This is a genomic window from Achromobacter semiaridum (assembly GCF_053543755.1).
In genome coordinates this window covers 17157-32985 of the sequence record NZ_JBLVOL010000018.1, presented here as the reverse complement: position 1 = coordinate 32985, position 15829 = coordinate 17157, and the positions used below count along the sequence as shown (strand labels likewise).

Annotated in this window: 24 protein-coding genes; 10 read left to right on the top strand and 14 right to left on the bottom strand. The window is 58.9% G+C overall.

All coding sequences use genetic code 11. The features are described 5' to 3' along the window. Window positions 1-105: 105 nt before the first annotated feature. On the bottom strand, window positions 106-486 hold the full coding sequence (locus ACNPP0_RS05525; protein WP_104145970.1) for an HNH endonuclease: 381 nt from the start codon (window positions 484-486) through the stop codon (window positions 106-108). 224 nt (window positions 487-710) lie between these two features. Here ACNPP0_RS05525 and ACNPP0_RS05520 point away from each other — a divergent pair, with 224 nt between their 5' ends. Next, complete coding sequence (locus tag ACNPP0_RS05520) at window positions 711-1064, top strand: response regulator transcription factor (RefSeq protein ID WP_189371711.1); 354 nt, start codon at window positions 711-713, stop codon at window positions 1062-1064. A gap of 616 nt (window positions 1065-1680) precedes the next feature. Here ACNPP0_RS05520 and ACNPP0_RS05515 read toward each other — a convergent pair. Then, a complete protein-coding gene (locus ACNPP0_RS05515; protein ID WP_448705322.1) occupies window positions 1681-1920 on the bottom strand; it encodes an H-NS histone family protein in 240 nt (79 codons plus the stop codon). A 732-nt stretch (window positions 1921-2652) separates the two neighbouring features. Here ACNPP0_RS05515 and ACNPP0_RS05510 point away from each other — a divergent pair. Then, on the top strand, window positions 2653-2895 hold the full coding sequence (locus ACNPP0_RS05510) for a hypothetical protein (RefSeq protein WP_104145974.1): 243 nt from the start codon (window positions 2653-2655) through the stop codon (window positions 2893-2895). A gap of 135 nt (window positions 2896-3030) precedes the next feature. Here ACNPP0_RS05510 and ACNPP0_RS05505 read toward each other — a convergent pair whose 3' ends face one another. The 8 genes from ACNPP0_RS05505 to ACNPP0_RS05470 form a co-directional block, all read right to left on the bottom strand. Further along, complete coding sequence (locus ACNPP0_RS05505; RefSeq protein ID WP_448705231.1) at window positions 3031-3672, bottom strand: hypothetical protein; 642 nt, start codon at window positions 3670-3672, stop codon at window positions 3031-3033. Continuing rightward, on the bottom strand, window positions 3672-4085 hold the full coding sequence (locus ACNPP0_RS05500) for a putative PDDEXK endonuclease (RefSeq protein ID WP_314359073.1): 414 nt from the start codon (window positions 4083-4085) through the stop codon (window positions 3672-3674). The genes ACNPP0_RS05505 and ACNPP0_RS05500 overlap by 1 nt, the downstream gene beginning before the upstream one ends. 8 nt (window positions 4086-4093) lie before the next feature. Further along, a complete protein-coding gene (locus tag ACNPP0_RS05495) occupies window positions 4094-4858 on the bottom strand; it encodes a replication protein P (RefSeq protein WP_314359075.1) in 765 nt (254 codons plus the stop codon). Continuing rightward, complete coding sequence (locus tag ACNPP0_RS05490) at window positions 4830-5687, bottom strand: helix-turn-helix domain-containing protein (protein WP_314359077.1); 858 nt, start codon at window positions 5685-5687, stop codon at window positions 4830-4832. The genes ACNPP0_RS05495 and ACNPP0_RS05490 overlap by 29 nt, the downstream gene beginning before the upstream one ends. Then, complete coding sequence (locus ACNPP0_RS05485; RefSeq protein WP_448705230.1) at window positions 5684-6166, bottom strand: nuclease domain-containing protein; 483 nt, start codon at window positions 6164-6166, stop codon at window positions 5684-5686. The genes ACNPP0_RS05490 and ACNPP0_RS05485 overlap by 4 nt, the downstream gene beginning before the upstream one ends. Beyond that, a complete protein-coding gene (locus tag ACNPP0_RS05480) occupies window positions 6157-6462 on the bottom strand; it encodes a hypothetical protein (protein ID WP_314359081.1) in 306 nt (101 codons plus the stop codon). The genes ACNPP0_RS05485 and ACNPP0_RS05480 overlap by 10 nt, the downstream gene beginning before the upstream one ends. Beyond that, window positions 6455-6604: a hypothetical protein gene (locus ACNPP0_RS05475; protein WP_314359083.1), complete on the bottom strand. Its 150-nt coding sequence runs from the start codon at window positions 6602-6604 to the stop codon at window positions 6455-6457. The genes ACNPP0_RS05480 and ACNPP0_RS05475 overlap by 8 nt, the downstream gene beginning before the upstream one ends. Before the next feature lie 152 nt (window positions 6605-6756). Beyond that, window positions 6757-7200, bottom strand: coding sequence for a phage regulatory CII family protein (locus ACNPP0_RS05470; protein ID WP_259246305.1), 444 nt, complete (start codon window positions 7198-7200; stop codon window positions 6757-6759). Window positions 7201-7254: 54 nt separating this feature from the next. Here ACNPP0_RS05470 and ACNPP0_RS05465 point away from each other — a divergent pair, with 54 nt between their 5' ends. The 3 genes from ACNPP0_RS05465 (at window position 7255) to ACNPP0_RS05455 (ending at window position 8956) form a co-directional block, all read left to right on the top strand. After that, window positions 7255-7701, top strand: a complete 447-nt coding sequence (locus tag ACNPP0_RS05465; protein ID WP_314359088.1) for a BssS family protein — start codon at window positions 7255-7257, stop codon at window positions 7699-7701. An 85-nt stretch (window positions 7702-7786) separates the two neighbouring features. After that, the gene (locus ACNPP0_RS05460) at window positions 7787-8272 is read left to right on the top strand and encodes a hypothetical protein (RefSeq protein ID WP_314359091.1); all 486 of its coding nucleotides are present in this window, start codon (window positions 7787-7789) and stop codon (window positions 8270-8272) included. Between the two features lie 156 nt (window positions 8273-8428). Beyond that, window positions 8429-8956: a hypothetical protein gene (locus ACNPP0_RS05455; protein ID WP_314359094.1), complete on the top strand. Its 528-nt coding sequence runs from the start codon at window positions 8429-8431 to the stop codon at window positions 8954-8956. Window positions 8957-8958: 2 nt separating this feature from the next. Here the strand turns inward: ACNPP0_RS05455 and ACNPP0_RS05450 are convergent, their stop codons facing one another. Beyond that, complete coding sequence (locus ACNPP0_RS05450; RefSeq protein ID WP_314359096.1) at window positions 8959-9219, bottom strand: transcriptional regulator; 261 nt, start codon at window positions 9217-9219, stop codon at window positions 8959-8961. Window positions 9220-9327: 108 nt separating this feature from the next. Here ACNPP0_RS05450 and ACNPP0_RS05445 point away from each other — a divergent pair, with 108 nt between their 5' ends. Then, on the top strand, window positions 9328-10059 hold the full coding sequence (locus tag ACNPP0_RS05445) for a S24 family peptidase (RefSeq protein ID WP_448705229.1): 732 nt from the start codon (window positions 9328-9330) through the stop codon (window positions 10057-10059). Window positions 10060-10352: 293 nt separating this feature from the next. Here ACNPP0_RS05445 and ACNPP0_RS05440 read toward each other — a convergent pair whose 3' ends face one another. Then, on the bottom strand, window positions 10353-11507 hold the full coding sequence (locus tag ACNPP0_RS05440; protein ID WP_279997574.1) for an HNH endonuclease: 1155 nt from the start codon (window positions 11505-11507) through the stop codon (window positions 10353-10355). A 321-nt stretch (window positions 11508-11828) separates the two neighbouring features. After that, on the bottom strand, window positions 11829-12398 hold the full coding sequence (locus ACNPP0_RS05435) for a hypothetical protein (protein WP_448705228.1): 570 nt from the start codon (window positions 12396-12398) through the stop codon (window positions 11829-11831). 513 nt (window positions 12399-12911) lie between these two features. Here ACNPP0_RS05435 and ACNPP0_RS05430 point away from each other — a divergent pair. Continuing rightward, window positions 12912-13040, top strand: coding sequence for a hypothetical protein (locus tag ACNPP0_RS05430; RefSeq protein WP_255695865.1), 129 nt, complete (start codon window positions 12912-12914; stop codon window positions 13038-13040). Beyond that, window positions 13037-13270: a hypothetical protein gene (locus tag ACNPP0_RS05425; RefSeq protein ID WP_448705227.1), complete on the top strand. Its 234-nt coding sequence runs from the start codon at window positions 13037-13039 to the stop codon at window positions 13268-13270. The genes ACNPP0_RS05430 and ACNPP0_RS05425 overlap by 4 nt, the downstream gene beginning before the upstream one ends. A gap of 44 nt (window positions 13271-13314) precedes the next feature. On the opposite strand, the gene ACNPP0_RS05420 is transcribed toward ACNPP0_RS05425, so the two are convergent. Further along, entirely contained in the window at window positions 13315-14223 is a 909-nt protein-coding gene (locus ACNPP0_RS05420) for a hypothetical protein (protein WP_448705226.1), read from the bottom strand. Here ACNPP0_RS05420 and ACNPP0_RS05415 point away from each other — a divergent pair. Together ACNPP0_RS05415 and ACNPP0_RS05410 are read left to right on the top strand one after the other, a co-directional pair. Next, window positions 14186-15139 carry a ParB/RepB/Spo0J family partition protein gene (locus ACNPP0_RS05415; RefSeq protein ID WP_448705225.1) on the top strand — a complete coding sequence of 318 codons (954 nt, stop codon included), beginning with the start codon at window positions 14186-14188 and terminating at the stop codon, window positions 15137-15139. The genes ACNPP0_RS05420 and ACNPP0_RS05415 overlap by 38 nt on opposite strands. Beyond that, window positions 15136-15816, top strand: coding sequence for a hypothetical protein (locus tag ACNPP0_RS05410; protein WP_448705224.1), 681 nt, complete (start codon window positions 15136-15138; stop codon window positions 15814-15816). The genes ACNPP0_RS05415 and ACNPP0_RS05410 overlap by 4 nt, the downstream gene beginning before the upstream one ends. The last annotated feature ends 13 nt before the right edge of the window (window positions 15817-15829 follow it).

The following is a 15829-nucleotide window of genomic DNA, read 5'->3' as shown; positions in this document are numbered from 1 at the left end:
CATAAATTGACCCCCCCCCCCTCCTCCCTAGGAGGCCCGCGCCATGGCGCCTGGTGTGCCCGCAGCGGCCTGCCACGAGACGATGACGACCGCCGAGGGGATTCGCTACGGCTTCGCTCTCGCGCGTGCCCTGGCGCTTTCCTTGGCTGTCTTGCGCTTGTGGCAATCGCTGTTGATTGCACACAGGTTGTCGGGTGCATCCGTCCCGCCCTCGGACTTCGGTATGCGGTGGTCGACCTCCGTTGCGGGCAGGACACGGGCCGTGTTCACGCAGTCGCAGCACTGGCACAGATGGCGGTCCCGCTTAAGGATTAGGCTACGCAGCCTATCCCATTCCGGCCCATAGCCACGCTCACGCCTGCTGCCTCGCAAATGACTTCGCTTCCATCCAATTGCATCTGCGGCGTGCTCGTCGCAGAAACCAGAAATCCGGACCAACGCGGAACAGCCGCGATGGCGGCACGGAAATAGGGTTCGTCTCGCCATTTCATCCTCATTAATTCAGGGCGGGTGCCACCAATCGCACGCCGTCTGGCGGCGACGGCTCCAAAGAAATCGGTAGAGGGCCTGTAGGGAGGGTCAAAAAGGACAAGCCGCCGATTGACCGCCTACTAGATCGGGCGCACAGTTCAGAGCTGGAATCGATGGGGCGACATCTCGCGAACGCGGCCGCTGCCTGGACATTTCAATCGGATAAATCGGGGGCCTTCATGCGCGTTCTAATCGTTGACGACGATGCGGCCACAGCCGAGCTGACAGCAGAGTGCTTAATGATGGATAGCGACATCACCGTCCAGATCGCCCCCGACGATGAGGCCGCTCTACGTGCGACAGTTGACTTTGCGCCCGATGCGATTCTGCTCGATGTACAGCTTGCCGGCACGTCTGGCCTAGATTTGGCCGTTGACCTAAAAGTCCTGTCCCGAGGTCGAGCCCGCGTCATTGTCTTTAGCGGGACGGTCAGCGAATACGAATCGGGGCGTTTGCCTCCGGGAGTAGACGCATGGCTTTCCAAGCCCGCGCACCTCGACGAGCTGCAAGCGTGCATTTCGGCAAAGCCCTGATCCACTTAGACTTTTATGTTCCCCGCACACGACGAAAGAAAGTGATTCCCATCCTATGAGCGAAGCTTCATCCCGCACTACAGAATTTCTAGTTGCACTGGTTGGCGACCTGGAGACGGTCACAGCCATATGTTCTAGATGCCCCGAAGAAATTTCCCTTGAAGAAAGCTTCACAGGGTGGGAGCCACTTCCGAAGGGACCAATCCAGGTTTTGCTTGTGGCGCATCAAGATATGGCTGCGAATGGCGCAGCGCTACAGCTTGCCTTAATTCTAGAGGACATACTGAATCAGCCGCCGCGAGGCGATAGATTTATGCGGATGAGGATAACGGTTGGCAGTGACGTCAACCTCTCACATATCGAAGACCACTTCCGCCTCGTCTCCGACTGCGCTTGGGCAGAACTTCAATACACATCCGCGCCAGGGCCTGTCATTCCCATCAGCACCACAAATATGTCCGCGCTTTTAAAGCGCGCAGCAACGGACAGTCGCCGCACTGGTCGATAAAGTCCTGTGGTTGCTCGCGGATGTGGAGGCAGTGGAAAACGCAGGCGCCGCTGCCCTGTGTGCGGGTTCAGTATCTTAGCCGCAAAGGTCCGGTGCGACGTCCCGCGCCTAATGTTGCGTTGGCTGTTCGACGATAAAGTGCCGGCGATCGCGGCCCTCTGATTCGGCGGCAGCGAGCCAACGTGGAATGACACCTCGCCCGGTCCATGTTTGTCCCGTCTCCGGGTCTCGGTACTTTGGCGCGACTCGAGATCGTCCATCGAAGCGCGGTACCGGAGCAGTCGAGGAATCCGACGAAAGCTGAAATGCGGCCGTTATGTCATCCGGCTCGATTTGCGACTGACGCATCAAACGAACAATTTCGCGAACAGCCAGGGCTCTTCTCTTTGCACGCAGCGCGTTTACGCGATGCTGCAACAGACCGATTGCGGCAGATATGCCTTTCAGTGCGTTTGGTGGCTTCATGGCGGCTCCCGTTGACCGACTTAAGCACTTTATTCCTCCCACAATTATGTAGGGAGCCGGGCTTACCCTCACCATGTAGCGCAAACCTCGCGATGATAGGAGTAACCCTGATTAGCGCCGGTGTTTGCATCGGATGTGGGCTAACGCTGTATTGACCCCCCAAGACGACAGTGACCAAATGACATCTGGGAACAGACCCTAAAGTAAACGGAGGGGCGTCATGGAGGCACACTACACAAAACGGCCTATGGAGCTTGTCGCAGTTGACCGCGACGGGGTGACGTACATCATCGAACGGAGATGCCGATCACTGCCGTGCGACGATGGCCAACAGGCCTTTTTCTATTGCTGCTTGCGGGACGGGCAGCCCGTTTCGTGGCATGGCGAGAACAATTACCAATTGTCTGACGGGACGGCGCTTCTCGCGGTTGCCTGCCGTCTGACGCAGCCTGACGTAGCAGGGATAGAAAGGGCTCGGACTGATCCGGCCTAGCTGGCTTGGAACGCAGTACCGGGCGATTCAGAGGCTAGGCAGCCCGGCGCATGTTCACTATTCCCCGCAGGTGGGCTGAGTGCTAATGTGAAAGTCCGCGGGGTTCACTCCGGAGCTACATCATGATTGATAATCCGGAAGCGAACATCGCCCGCGCCGTCAGCTTTGAAGTGGGGGCACTGGAAGGGGAACTCAACGCCGTGATCATGCGCGTCGAACATATTCCCCTGGCGGATTCCGCCGCAGAGGAGACGCCTGGCTCATTTGTTTTCATTCTTGACAGGGAGCAAGCCGCAGACCTCAAGCGACAGCTGCTGAATGCCTTGGGATGGTTTGGCCCTGGCCCCCCACAAGTGGCCCATTAGTCCTCACGCATCGCCGCGAACAAACAAAAAAGCCCGCCATTTCGCTGGCGGGCTTTTCATGGACGCAGTAATACACCGTATCCGTTCTGCGCCTATATTGGGGGAAAAAACACCACCGGTCAACGACTTTTTTGTTTAGGCGTCTACCGGATCGATCAAACCTGACGCCTGGAGACATTCAGAAAACGCTCGACTCGCCTGTTGATGCACGCCTGGCGCTGCGCCGGCGCCCCCGAAAAGCCATCGCTTCAGCTTCGCGCTGTGCGCCCCCGCAGTTTTCTCATCGACATCGTGCCGCGCGGCTAGGTCGGCCAAAGTTGCTTTAGCACCGAGCAACCGCTGAATCAACGCGGATCGCAATCGGCCGTTCGACACGCAACCCGACAGTGCGCCCGCCGCAGCCGCCGTGGTTACCTCGCTCATAGCGTGCTGCCATTCCGGGTTCACCTTTCGACCAATGCAACAAGCGGCCTTGCAATCGCACGGGAATTCGGCCTGTGCGGTGCTGGCGATCAGGACGGCGCGGTACAAGGGCGGCAGGCGATTCAGTTGCGCGCGTATCATGCCCGCCTGCCCTGCGCCATCAATGCCCGAGAGGCCTTTGCCTTCGCCTTCCGGCTTGCCGGACATCGCCTTGTTCATCAACGGCCGGTCATATTGCTGCATCGAGTAATTCAACGCGTACACCAGCGCAGCATGGGCACTACGGAAAAGCGCCTCGGGCTTTTCTTTCACGGCCGGGGCCGAAGGTACGCGAGAAAGCGTATAGGTCGTCATCAATAAATTCCCGGGGAAAAAGTCACTTTCGCGGGAAGCATTTCCCGCATCCATTGCATTGCCGCTTCCCACCCCAGCGTGACGGTGTACCGCCCCCGGACAGGAAAGATCTTTGGGTTCACGTCGTGGGCATCGACCATCACCGATTCGCCACGCGCCCCCGTCTGTCTGTAGATCAGCACCGGTACGCCCTGCTCCCCGGCCTGCTCCTGCGCCTGGCGCCACCATGCGGGCAGACAAAGGGTGTTGGCGTGCTTGCATTCGATGCTGATGCGCGCGAAGGCCGGATCGTCCGCCACCACGTCGCTATCGCCCACCGCATTGCGCACCCGCCGCCGCCACACCTTGCCGGTTGCCTCGGTCAGCATGTTGGCAACCTTGCGCTCATACGACGCGCCTTTGTTGCGTGCCATTGCGCCGCTCATGGTTGCGCCCCCTGCCCCGCGTCCAGACGCAGCGCATTCCGCGCCATCGCAACGATGCCCGGCGAGTAGCGTTTGCCTTTGGGATCCTGGGTCTCGGCGATGATTCGCTTCCACCCGCGCAACGGATCGCGGCCGGACTGGTTCATGATCCCCGTCGCACCGATCTTGCGCATTTGTTCTTCGGCCTGGGCACGGCTCTGTGCCGTAATCGGCGGTGGGGGCAACGTCTTGACGATTTCGGGAATCGGCTTCCATTCGCCACGGGCCAAGACTTCGTTCAAGGTCCGTTCCCAGCGGGCTTTCATCGTGCTGTACGGGCAGTGCTGGAGATCGTGCGCCCCCACTTCCACGGCCGCCCAAAAGATCGCTGGATGCGGCCACGTGCCTTGCTCGCAGTTGTGACGCGCAGCCATTCCGGCCACGGCCGTGTAGAACGCCACTTCAGGCTCCAGGTCTGGGCGGCATGCTCGGATGAACTCGCCCGCTGCGGGCGGCCAGTCCGGGAACAAGCGACGGCAGGCCCGCAGCCCTTCCGCAACTTCATGCGGAGTCACATGGTCATCGTGCAGTGCCTCGGCCCAAGCAGTCTTCCAGTTCTCGATGCTGTCCATGTCCGGGAAGTCCTTGAGCCAGCGCCCCCCATACGTGCCAGAAAGCCGGTTCCACAGATGATCGATTGCCGAAATGCCGTCAAGCTTCGTGCGAGGTAGCAGCCACGGGTTTACAGCCTGCTCAGGCGTCGATTGTGCGACCGTCGTCATAGTCATTGCCTCCTTGGGCGCGGGTGCGGTTGCGGTTTACGTGTGCCGTGGGGTTGAACTTGCCAGAACGCTGTGCGCCACCAGCTGCTGCACCGTTCGGGGCAAACAGCCCTTGCCAGCTTTTGCCGATGGCGTTCGTGATGACCGCCTGCGGCGTGTGGCCCTGCTTGCGGAATTCATCCAGGTCCGTGATCTGCTGCTTGGCGGCCTCTTCGGTCAGCGGCTTGCGGATCTGCACGCGGTGACGGACCCAGCGCCCCCACAGGTCCGCATCCAGCCAGTCCGGCAATTCCACGCACATCGGGTCGAACCCCGGCGAGCGCTTGCGCACGCCTTTAGGTTCATTGACGGTTCCTTGACGGTTCAATGACGGATCGGGTGCAGCACGTTCACCCCGTGACGTCGTCAGATTCACCCCGTGACGTCGTGAGCTGCACCCCGTGGCGTCGTCAGATTCACCCCGTTCGTCACGGGGTGCAGCACGTTCATCCCGTGATTGATCTTCAGAATGTTCCACGCGGGGCGAAGCTGGTGCACCCCGTGAAAGATCCATGTCATAGCAAACGGGCCGCTGATCAGCGCGGCGGATGTAGGCCGCCACCAAATCCTGATTGCCGCGCTGGATCACCTGCATAGCCTCCAGCTCGCGCAGCTTGTTCTGCACCGTCCGCGTCGATAGGCCGGTGTCTTCGGCCAGGGTCGCCACAGAGGGAAATGCGCCCTCGCCCTTGGACCCCACATAGTTGGCCAGGCACAGCAACACGTGCCGGGCGGTAGGCTCCTTGACGATCCGTTGAGCAAGCGCCCATGTCATGCCCTGAACGCTCATGACGTCTCTCCATACAGTTGTCGATACCCAATCTCGGCCTCAAGGGGCCATAGCCCCAGCACGATCAGGGTCAATCGAGTTTCATGAAATCCAGCCTCCCACAGCGCCGCCTTCTCGTCGTAGCTGGCGCCGGTTTGGTTCTGATCGATATAGGCGTGGCACGTAGCGCAGCCCCACGCAGTGGCCCAGTCGTGCGCTTTCAGCCATCCGGCCTTGCCATGACGCGACTGGTTCGAGTGACACGCAACCACAGTGGCGGCGTCACCGCAGCACACATCAGGCACCTGAAGCTTGCAGGGCATCCCATTGGCAAGATCCAGCAAGGCACGATTGCGGTACATGGTCTTAGTCGCCCGCGGCTTCTTGCGGCGACACGGCAGTGGCTTCGCGGTGGCTTTGAAGGCCGAACGCTGTAGAGGGGCCGCACCGCGCTTCATGGGGGTCTTATTCTTGAGGGGCGTGCGGCGAATCAACGACATTCCGCCCCCGACGACGCTCTGACCCGCCACCAGTACGGAAACTTCCAGCCGTTTGTGCGGCGCTTGACCAGGCCGGCCTGGCTCGCATCGAACAGAAACGACTCAATCGCACGGGCGGCAGCATCAGCGCGCGATGTGCTGGGCCAGGGGTCCACCGCCACCAATGCAGGCAGGACGATCCCCTGTAGCGCCTTGATATCGACGCGGCGCGGGGTGTCGATGATGGCCTGCTTGACTGCTTCCACGGTGGCAGGCGGCACGCGGTAGCCCCGGAACATGTGCAGGCAGTCAGCCATAGACGCCGCTCCACTTCACAAACGGCTTGCGCACGGCTTCATGAAAGAGCGTGGCGGCTTCGGCGTTGTGATCCAGCTGCGCACGGCTGGTAATGCCGCAGGCATTTCGGACGAACTGCGCGGCATGCTGCTGACCAGTCACGCCCTGGGGGGCAGCGCCGATGCGGGCAACAACCCAGGCCTGGAACCGATCGTTCCCGCAGAGTTGCCCAGCCGCACGCGCCAGCGCGCCCCCCTTACGCTCCGTGGACGCGATACGCGCCCGCACGGGTACACCAGAAGTTCCACGCTGCATCATTGGTCGGCCATCCCGCTAAGGCGACGCGCCACACCAGCCACCGCTTCCATCAAGGCACGGCCGGCCGCATTCACGCGCATCATTTCTTGCTGATCGACACCTCCATCTGCCAAAGCGTCGTAGACCTCCTGACCAAAGGAGCCGTGGGCGACCATCAGCGCGGCCACCTGTTCCAACACGGACACGTCGCTTTCAGCGCAGTTGTCGGGTGCCTTGACCAGCAGATAGCCGTTGCTGTGCGCAAACGCGGCCAAGATCCGCGCGTCACCCGTCATCCGCACAACACGGTCAGCTTCAGCAAGCGTGAGGTGATGCGTGGTGTTGTTCGGGTTGACCTTGTTGCGCAGCACGGCGGCCGAAATCCCAACCAGCGGACCCAGCGACTCGCTGCCGCCCTTGTATTCATGCACCGTCAAATCGGCCGCAGTGGTGATGTTCATTTCTTCGATTCCTGAACGTATCTATTGCTAAGCAGCGGCTTTACGATTCGCCGCATGGAAAAACAACAAGCGCCCTACACGTCCAGCGGTCCAATCTGGATCTTGTCGCTAGGCTTTGCCAGTGCCACCGGCTGCGGTGCCGGCTGGGCCGGCGTCGTCGCGCTGTCCATGCGCTCTCTCCTGAAAATGGGTGGTCAGCCCCTTAGAATGGTTGCTCTCACACAAAACTTTCGCCCCTATTGGAGGGGGCTGACCATGGCTGAAAACATTCCGCTTTTCCCTGTCGCGAATTGGACGGCTGGACCCGTCCCACAACTTGGCTTGGCGGTAATCAAGTTCGATTTCCTGACGAATCCAATGCAACGCCCGGAAGAGGCCAACCCCGGCCGGCACTACGCTTTAACGCCTGGGCAGCTTCGAGACCTGATAGAGCAAATGCAGTCGGCACTTCAGAAGCTGGAAAGCGAGCTTCCTCAAGGTCAACCAGGGCCGACGCACTGACAAGAAACTCGCTTCTCGCATCAGGCTCCGCGCCCCCGGATGTCGAGCCGATGCTGTCATTGACTCCCGATACATAAGGGGCACCATGGACATTGCTTCCGCCTTCAGCAGCCTCAGCGCCGCCATCGGCCTGGCGCAAAACGCACTCAGTGCACGAGATGAGCGCAAGATCTCCGACGCCAAGCAGGAAATCACACGGGTATTGATCGAGGTTCAGAACTCCTGTCTGGACCTCCAACAGAAACTGTTTGCGAGCGCCCAGGCGGAACGCTCGGCGGAAGACGAATGCCGCGCTCTTCGCCAACGTGTCGCTGAGCTGGAAAAGCAAGCCACTGACAGGGACCGATATGAGATGAAAGAAATCCATCCCGGCACGTTCGTCCTTCGCCTGAAGGAATCGGCCGCAAATGGAGAGCCACCGCACAGCCTTTGCCAACCCTGCATGGACAACCTTGGTAAGAAGGCGGTACTCCAGATCGCATACGGCTGGCACTCGAAACTCACGTGCCCTGAATGCAAGACCGAATACCAATCCGCACCCAGCGCTCGTGCGACAGTTGTTTCGTTTTAGGCAGAGGCTATGCATGGGAGGGTTCCTGTTCAGCGGCTGCCAAAAGCGATTCAGTTCGGGGCATTGATTCCGTCGTGCGCCCTCCCCGCCAGAGTTCCCGTGCAACGTAGAATCGGGGTCTCCTGCGCCACTCTTTTCTACGTTGGGGGAACTCTCATGGACCCTATGGCCCTGTTGTCCGGAATATCGCAGTCGGTCAGCCTTTATCAAACGGCTGTACGCACACTGGATGATGCAAAGATCGCGTCTGCTACCAATGAATTGAACGCTCAACTGATACGACTGGGGGCTGAGGTGCTCGCCATGCAAAAGGACGGCCTTGAGGCCACCGAGCGCGAGCGCGCGTATTTGACTCGCGTGCACAACCTTGAAGGTGAAGTTAGAAAGCTTGAAGAACGCCAAGCTGATAGAAGCAGATACGAGCTTCATGCCCCCTATCCTGGAACGGTCGTTCTTCGGGTAAAAGAAGCAGCCCGAGGCACCGAGCCTGAGCATTACGTTTGCCCCGGCTGCCTGGATAACCACGCGGTGAAATCGATACTCCAGTTCAACAACCGCGCGCAAACAGTGGCGAGCTGCCCGGCCTGTAAAACCAACTATCGTTTTGGGGACCTGGGAGTCAGCGATGAAGCGCTGCAAAAAGCCGGCGCGCCGCCAGGCCCTCATGGCTGGATGGCTCGTTGACTTCATGCCGCCCTCGCCTCTTCGGCCAGTTCGGGCCAAACGGCTTGCCAGTCATCGGGCCGAAGCTGCTGGCGAGTTACTTGGCCTTCAAGCACGGACTCGATACGGGCGCAGTACACGGGATCAATTTCCTTGTCGCGCGTGAGCCAGTTGCCGATCTGCTGAGGTAGTGCGTCGATTAACCGCGCCAACGCCGCTTTGGACCCAGCAAGACTGCATGCCAATTCCAATGCGGGGCGATGTTTGAACTGAACAAGTGTCATAGGTCCGTCATTCGATCTACTGAAGTTGCCTGATGGTAAACGAGTGTTTACTAAAAGGTCAACTTACGTTGATGGAATTTATAAACCAATGTTGATAAGGTGCGCCCCATGGCAATGGGTAAGAACATCCGCTTTCTCCGACTCGCAAAGGGACTCACGCATGACGCCCTTGGAGAACTTGCGGGCACCAGCGGGCAAACCGTCGATCAACTCGAAAAGCGCGACAGTAAAAAGTCGAGCTTCGCGGCTGGGATCGCACGCGCCTTCGCTTTATCAGTTGAAGAACTGCAGGACGCCGATCTGACGGGTTTGGATGCGGCCCAGCGGCTACTTGATGAGGCCGAGCGGCGGGCGCACACGATCTCCGCGCCGGCCGATCCCCTTAAACACCTTGTGGCAGAGCCTCCCCCCGAATATGTCGGGCGAGCAACGCCTGGACGTTTGATTCCGGTAGTAGGCATGGCACAACTTGGCGAGAACGGCTTTTATGAGGAACTGGCGTACCCAGACGGACATGGAGACGGCTTTATTCTTCACGCCTCAACAGACCCTGAAGCGTATGTTTTGCGCGTTCGGGGCGACAGCATGAAGCCCGCTATTCGCAATGGTTGGTACGTGGTCGTCGAGCCGAACGCAGCTATTGAGCCCGGCGAATATGTGGCCCTTCAGCTGGCAGATGGTCGAAAGATGGTCAAGGAACTGCTTGTACGCCGCCGGGGCGGGGACATTGAAGTACTTTCTGTGAACGGCGAAATCCGCATGAGCCTACATGCAGGCCAGGTGGAGAAGATTCACGCAATCGGCGCCATCGTGCCGCCTAGCAAGCACCGCACACACTAGCCACAACTCAAAGCGAACAGCCGCCCAGTCAGGGGCGGCTTTTTTTCGCCTTTAGATCAACACTTGTTGACCAAACAAAAACTAATGTTTACTATTTCATCAACTTTTGTTTACCGCTCTTTAACAACTTATGCCGCCCGCCCCCGCGAGGGAGGAAGGGCGAAACAGGACAACCAGGCGCCAGCACGCCCCCGGACCCTGTGTGCTTGGGCTTCAACTGCCAAGCAACGCCCAGCCGGGCGTGGCGACGATAACCCCGGTTCTTTCGATTCTGCTGCAAAACCTCCGAAAGTTCAGGCGTCCTCTTCGAGCAAATCCCCTTTGTAGAATTTCAGTAATTCCGACTGGCCGATTTTCAGCTTCTTTTCTGACAGTCGGTCCTTTCGGTCAGACAGCAGTGCAAGAATATCTTCCTTCTTCGTCACCGGACTGCCGAGGTGCAGTCGCTTATGACAGTTGGGGCAAAGGGCGATAATGTTCGCAGTGACGTCAAGGGAGACTGGGTAGCTACCTTGAAGACTAAAAGGAATCAGGTGGTGGGCCTCGACGTATGACTTGCCGGTGGAGTGCGACGTAAAGGTTTGGTGGCTGGGATCGATTTCGCACTTGAATTTAGCCAACCGCAGGGCCTCGGCCGCCACTGCGGGCTTCCGCTTATAGCCGCTCTCGCTGATGCCACTTCTACCGATTTTCGGTACCGGAACGCCACCCTTGGGTTCGACGAATCTTTGTGATTTCGCCGCCTTTTCCATCACTTTGCTCTGGTATTCGGATTCCGGGCTAGGCGGTGCTTTTCTGTTTGCATACCAAGCATCATGCGACTGTTCGTAGAGCGGTTTGGGCACCGCCTTCTTGACCAAAGCGCAGATTTCCTGAAACTCCCTCGCTGATTCGAATGCATGCGGTAGCTGCAACCCAGCCAGATAACCAGTGGTCTGCCCATCCACCGGGAAAAATTTTCGGGGCGCCACTCTGAAGATTGCCTGCGTCAACTTCGCGCGGCCGGCGTACTTGACACCTCGAGCTTTAGCGAAGACCGGCTCAGTGATTCTATTGCCTGACTGAACCTCTTCGAACAGGTCCCAAAGCTTATCGATGTCGTCGTTCGCTCGGTCGTACAAATACGGGAACAGCCAGGTCTGACGAGGGTCGGCCTTGGGAACTCCAAGAAATTGCGTGGGGAGGGCGGCGCGGATGCCAAGTCGCTCTTGGACCACAGCCAGAGCTCGGGTCCGTGCAACAAATGACTGCTTGTTCAATAACGCCAAGAAAGTAAACGGGTCAATCTCTCCCAGAGGGACGTCGTGCCCCAGTGAGTCCTGGTCAACCAGCCCGTTGACTCCCGCTGATTCCAGAATTTGGACCAGTTCACGCTGCTTATGCCGATATGCAAGCAATTTGTCTGCCAGCTCCTCAAAGAAAGGAACCCATTCAAACCCCGTAGCCATTAAATCTCCTGGAAATTCATCAATGATCCGCGGCAGGCGAAATCAAATCTACGCATTAAGATTCATTACGTTACACCAACTTTGCTCGCCGCCGTCTGGCACGCGAAGCGCCCCTAACGTTCATGTGACGGGCGCGCCGGTTTAGCCCCGGCTGCCGACGACCTCCCCAACCTCAAACGACGGAGCAATGCCATGCTCGAAGCACTCGTACGCTTCATAGAAGAACTGATCGACGTCTTCAACTTCGGTAGCAGCATCAACAAGTAGATCTAAACCGAGGCGAAAAGGCCATTCTCGTGGGAGTTACTAGACCACTACGCCTCAGCCCTCCAACAACTCGTGTTCCCGAAGCTCCATCACGGCGGGATCTACCAAGAGAGTCGGCGAGTCGTGATCGTGAGTCAGTGACTGAAGCAAAAGGAGATGGGCGCTGTCAAAACTTTCGCGAATGCGGCTTGAATCAATCTCCTTCGCGCTTATTGCCGCCCACACAAGCAAAGCGTCGGCGGCTAGCTCATACCGCTTTTCGCGCCGGTTAGGACCTCTATACCGTTCGTTGGAAACGGACACCCCGCCCTTTCCACTTTTGGCCGCGAGCCGGGACAAGCTTTGCATGTCTTTCACGAACTTGGCTTCACCCCGCGGGAGGTACTTCAGTTCAATCGCACCAATGGCGCGTTGCTCATTGCACACGAGGACATCTGGAAATACCGGGCCTGGTTCTCCTTCCAGCACAACGCGCGGCTCGACAAACAGTCGCCAGGGAAGCTGCATCGCGTTGATCTGTTCATGCAGGTATGTGCAAAACCATGTTTGTAGCGCTGCCTCGGAATTCACCGTCTGCCGAACATATTGTTCGGTGACGCATTTCTCCCATGCCGATCGAATCATCCACGCTAATCGCCTTCTCTTGACCATTCCCGTTTCCCCCTCGTCCGTCGTCGCGGCTCATTCCGGACGAAGCAATTCTACATCCAATGACACATTTTGAATCTCCGAATGCGAAGCGCAGGAGGCGCTGCCAAGTGGGGCATCGCAACAACTAAATTTGCGATCATGTCGCTCCCGGGGCGGCTTAGGAGAGCGGGCCGGCTCCGCACCGTCACCGGCGCAGAAAGTGACTTTCAGGATTTACCTGCCTGGCCCGCTCTCCGAAGCCGCACGACCAACGCAGATACCCCACGGCAGCAAACCCGCTGGGCCTGCGACTCGCCGCCCGACGAGAGACAAAGACTTGGGCCTCAATACCGAACGCCAAGGGCAATCGGGCCGCGTGGTTGCGTGAACGCCACGGCATGGGACGTTGGGAATCCTGTGCGAGATGCGAGCAACGGCTGACCCAGCAGCGCCGGATACGTAAACGGCACCCAGCGACTACCACGCGCCCCCCCCGCGCACATCCCCATGCCTTCAACCATCCCCGCCATCTGGTGGGGCCTGGCCCTGTTCGCCTTGGCGGCGGTGGCCCTGGTCCCCGCCTGCGAATACCTCAACCGCCGCTATGTCGCGGCCGATCCTTGGAAAGCAACATGAACGCAATCACTGCATCCGCGCCGGCTGCGCGCCGCCGCATTCTGCCGTCCATTGCCCAGGTGGCCCGCAAAGCCGCAGACCTCATCGCACCCCGTGACCACGCAGGCAAAGGCAACTGGAGCAAAGACGCGGATATCCCGCTGTGGGCGTGGCCGGCCAGCGTGGCACTGGCCGTATTCTTCCTGTTTGGCCCGTACATGCTGAGCTCGCTACTGCAGCTAATGCTATGAACGGCATCAAATCGCCGTGCGAGCGTGGAGAATTGGCCGACCGTTCAGGTTGAACTCGCAGACACAGCACTAGACGAGTTCGACGCATCGTCTACTGGATCGCCCCCGGAAGCGTACTGCGAATGAATGTATGCCAGCGCGTACTGAACATATCGAGCTTGTTTCTTGTATCGATCGACTTGATCCCAAGACAGCTCCGCGACGTCATGAACTGCGAGATTCCGAAGCGCACGTAATTCCTGGATTCGAAACACTAGCGCTTCATCCACCACACCGTGGATTTGCAGCGCGCGAAGCATGGTCTGATCGGTTAGGTGCTTGTGCTTCTCAATACTTGCCAGTTTGGATAGCGCAACGCCGTATAGAGACCGGATTGCTGTTTCCACGCTCCGCCAGTACCGAATGATGGCGCCGGTAGGCGCATCATTCTGCACAACTGCGTCATTGTTGTAGTCGTACCACCACCTTTCCCAGTTTGCCTCGGTGCCAGCGCTGTGCGGCTCGCCGTCTCGCGGATGGTCCGAACTTGTCTGGCTTGTCGACGCTTCCAAATCCGGCACTGGGGCGACATCACCCTCGCGCTTTTGGCGCGCCGCCCAATTTCTCTGGTGCCCCCCTTCTGCAATGCTAGTCGAATCAGACTCAGGCTGAAGGTTGTCCTTTGGCGCCTCTTCCAAAACCTCCAACCGCTCTTCAAAAGCGGCTTCCATTCCCGCCCCCTTAAGCGATTTGATGCGATGAAGCAATGCGCGCACCTCGCGCTTAAAAATCACTGCGCAACCCAGTATTGCCACGGGCCACGCCCATGCGCTTAGTACGGACCCATTCACTTTTAACGCTTCGATCAGGAAAGTTGGCAAGTCCATTAATCCTCCCACAACTGGTACCGAATCGTAGCGCACACCGGAGATCAAATTGAATTCCTCCCCCGCGTCGTTCAAAACGATGATCAAGGACGGCACGATTAAACGCGCCGACGCAATGAAAGTACGCTATGCGTCCATCGTGATCCAAAACGCGTTCAACCTACGCGAACCGGATCCCGAGTCGGAAGCCGGAATCGAAGCGCTCACGAACTACATCATGGCTGGTGGTCCTTTGCCGCCGCTCGAAGTAGTGGCGATGCCGGACGGCTCGGGGGTCGAAGTCGTAGACGGCCATCGTCGGCATGAAGCTTATGGCCGCGCGATCGCACGAGGCGCGCCCATCGAGTGGATTTCAGTGATTGGATTCACTGGCAATGAGGTCGAACGGCAGGCGCGGATTTACACCAGCAATGAAGGCGTGAAGCTACGCCCTATGGAAGCGGCTCGCGGCTTCAAGCGGTTCCGTGGCATGGGCCTAGACAGCGAAGAAATTGCCACCCTCGTTCATTGCAGCCGGACGCATATCGAGAACTATCTTGTCCTGGCCGACGCCGAGCGCGACGTGCAAGACCTGGTCCGATCCCGCACCGTGTCCGCCGAGGTCGCAATCGAAGCCGTCCGCAAGCTAGGAGCCAAGGCCGGTGAGTTCCTGGCCGGCAAGGTCGGCCAAGTCAAGGCCGCTGGTAAGGCCAGAGTCACGGCTAGCACCATCCATGGCCGCGCCCTACCTCGCAAGGTCGTCTCCCCGCTCATCAGCGGCGTGGACGCCTTTATCAAGGGCCTGGACGCCAACCAGCGCGCAACCCTTGTGGATATCAAGGAAGGCCGCATAGCCAGCGAGACGATCACCATTCCGACCGCCGCGCTTATCGATCTGTTTGAGGCACACGGTGCCGTCGAAACCGTCCGAGCCAAGCAAGCCGAAAAGCAGCGACTCCATGCCGAAGCGGCAGCTGCTGCCGGACAGGCCGAAATCCCCACCGAACAGGAAGCCACCGCATGAGCGCCCTCACCGAAAACGAGTTTTTGAAAGACGTCGAAACCCACGTCGTTGAAGTGCAGCACGAAGACGGCGTGTATCGCCATATTCGGTTCCGTAAGCCCGGCACCATGTGCATGCACTTCGATCTGATCACGTGGCCGGGATATCTCTGCTACACGGGCGACATGGGTACATTTGTATTCACGCGACTGGCAGATATGTTTGAGTTCTTTCGCACGGATCGCCAATACGCCGAACGACGAGGCCGGCGGCTGGCCGTCAATCTGTCGTATTGGTCCGAAAAGCTGGAGGCGGTCAACGGAAGCCGGCGTGGGGGATCTGCCGAGGAATTTGATCCTGATCGATTTCGCCGAGTCATCAACGAATACCGCCTGAACTGGGTTCGGGGAGACGCCCGCAACCTCTTGACCAAAGACGAGCGCCGCGAGCTTTGGGACGCAGTGAGCCAGGACGTGCTGGACCGTATCGATGACGGCGATCACATCTTATACGCCGCCGCGAACGAATTTACCTGGAAGCCGACCCGCTATCCCACTTGGCAGGGTCGCACCTGGCACTTCGAAGACCTTTGGGAACACACCTTCACCGACTACACACGCCGCTTCCGTTGGTGCTGCTTCGCGCTGGCCTGGGGTATCGAGCAATACGACATCAGCAAAGAGGCGGTGACAGCATGAGCGCCCCCGGTCG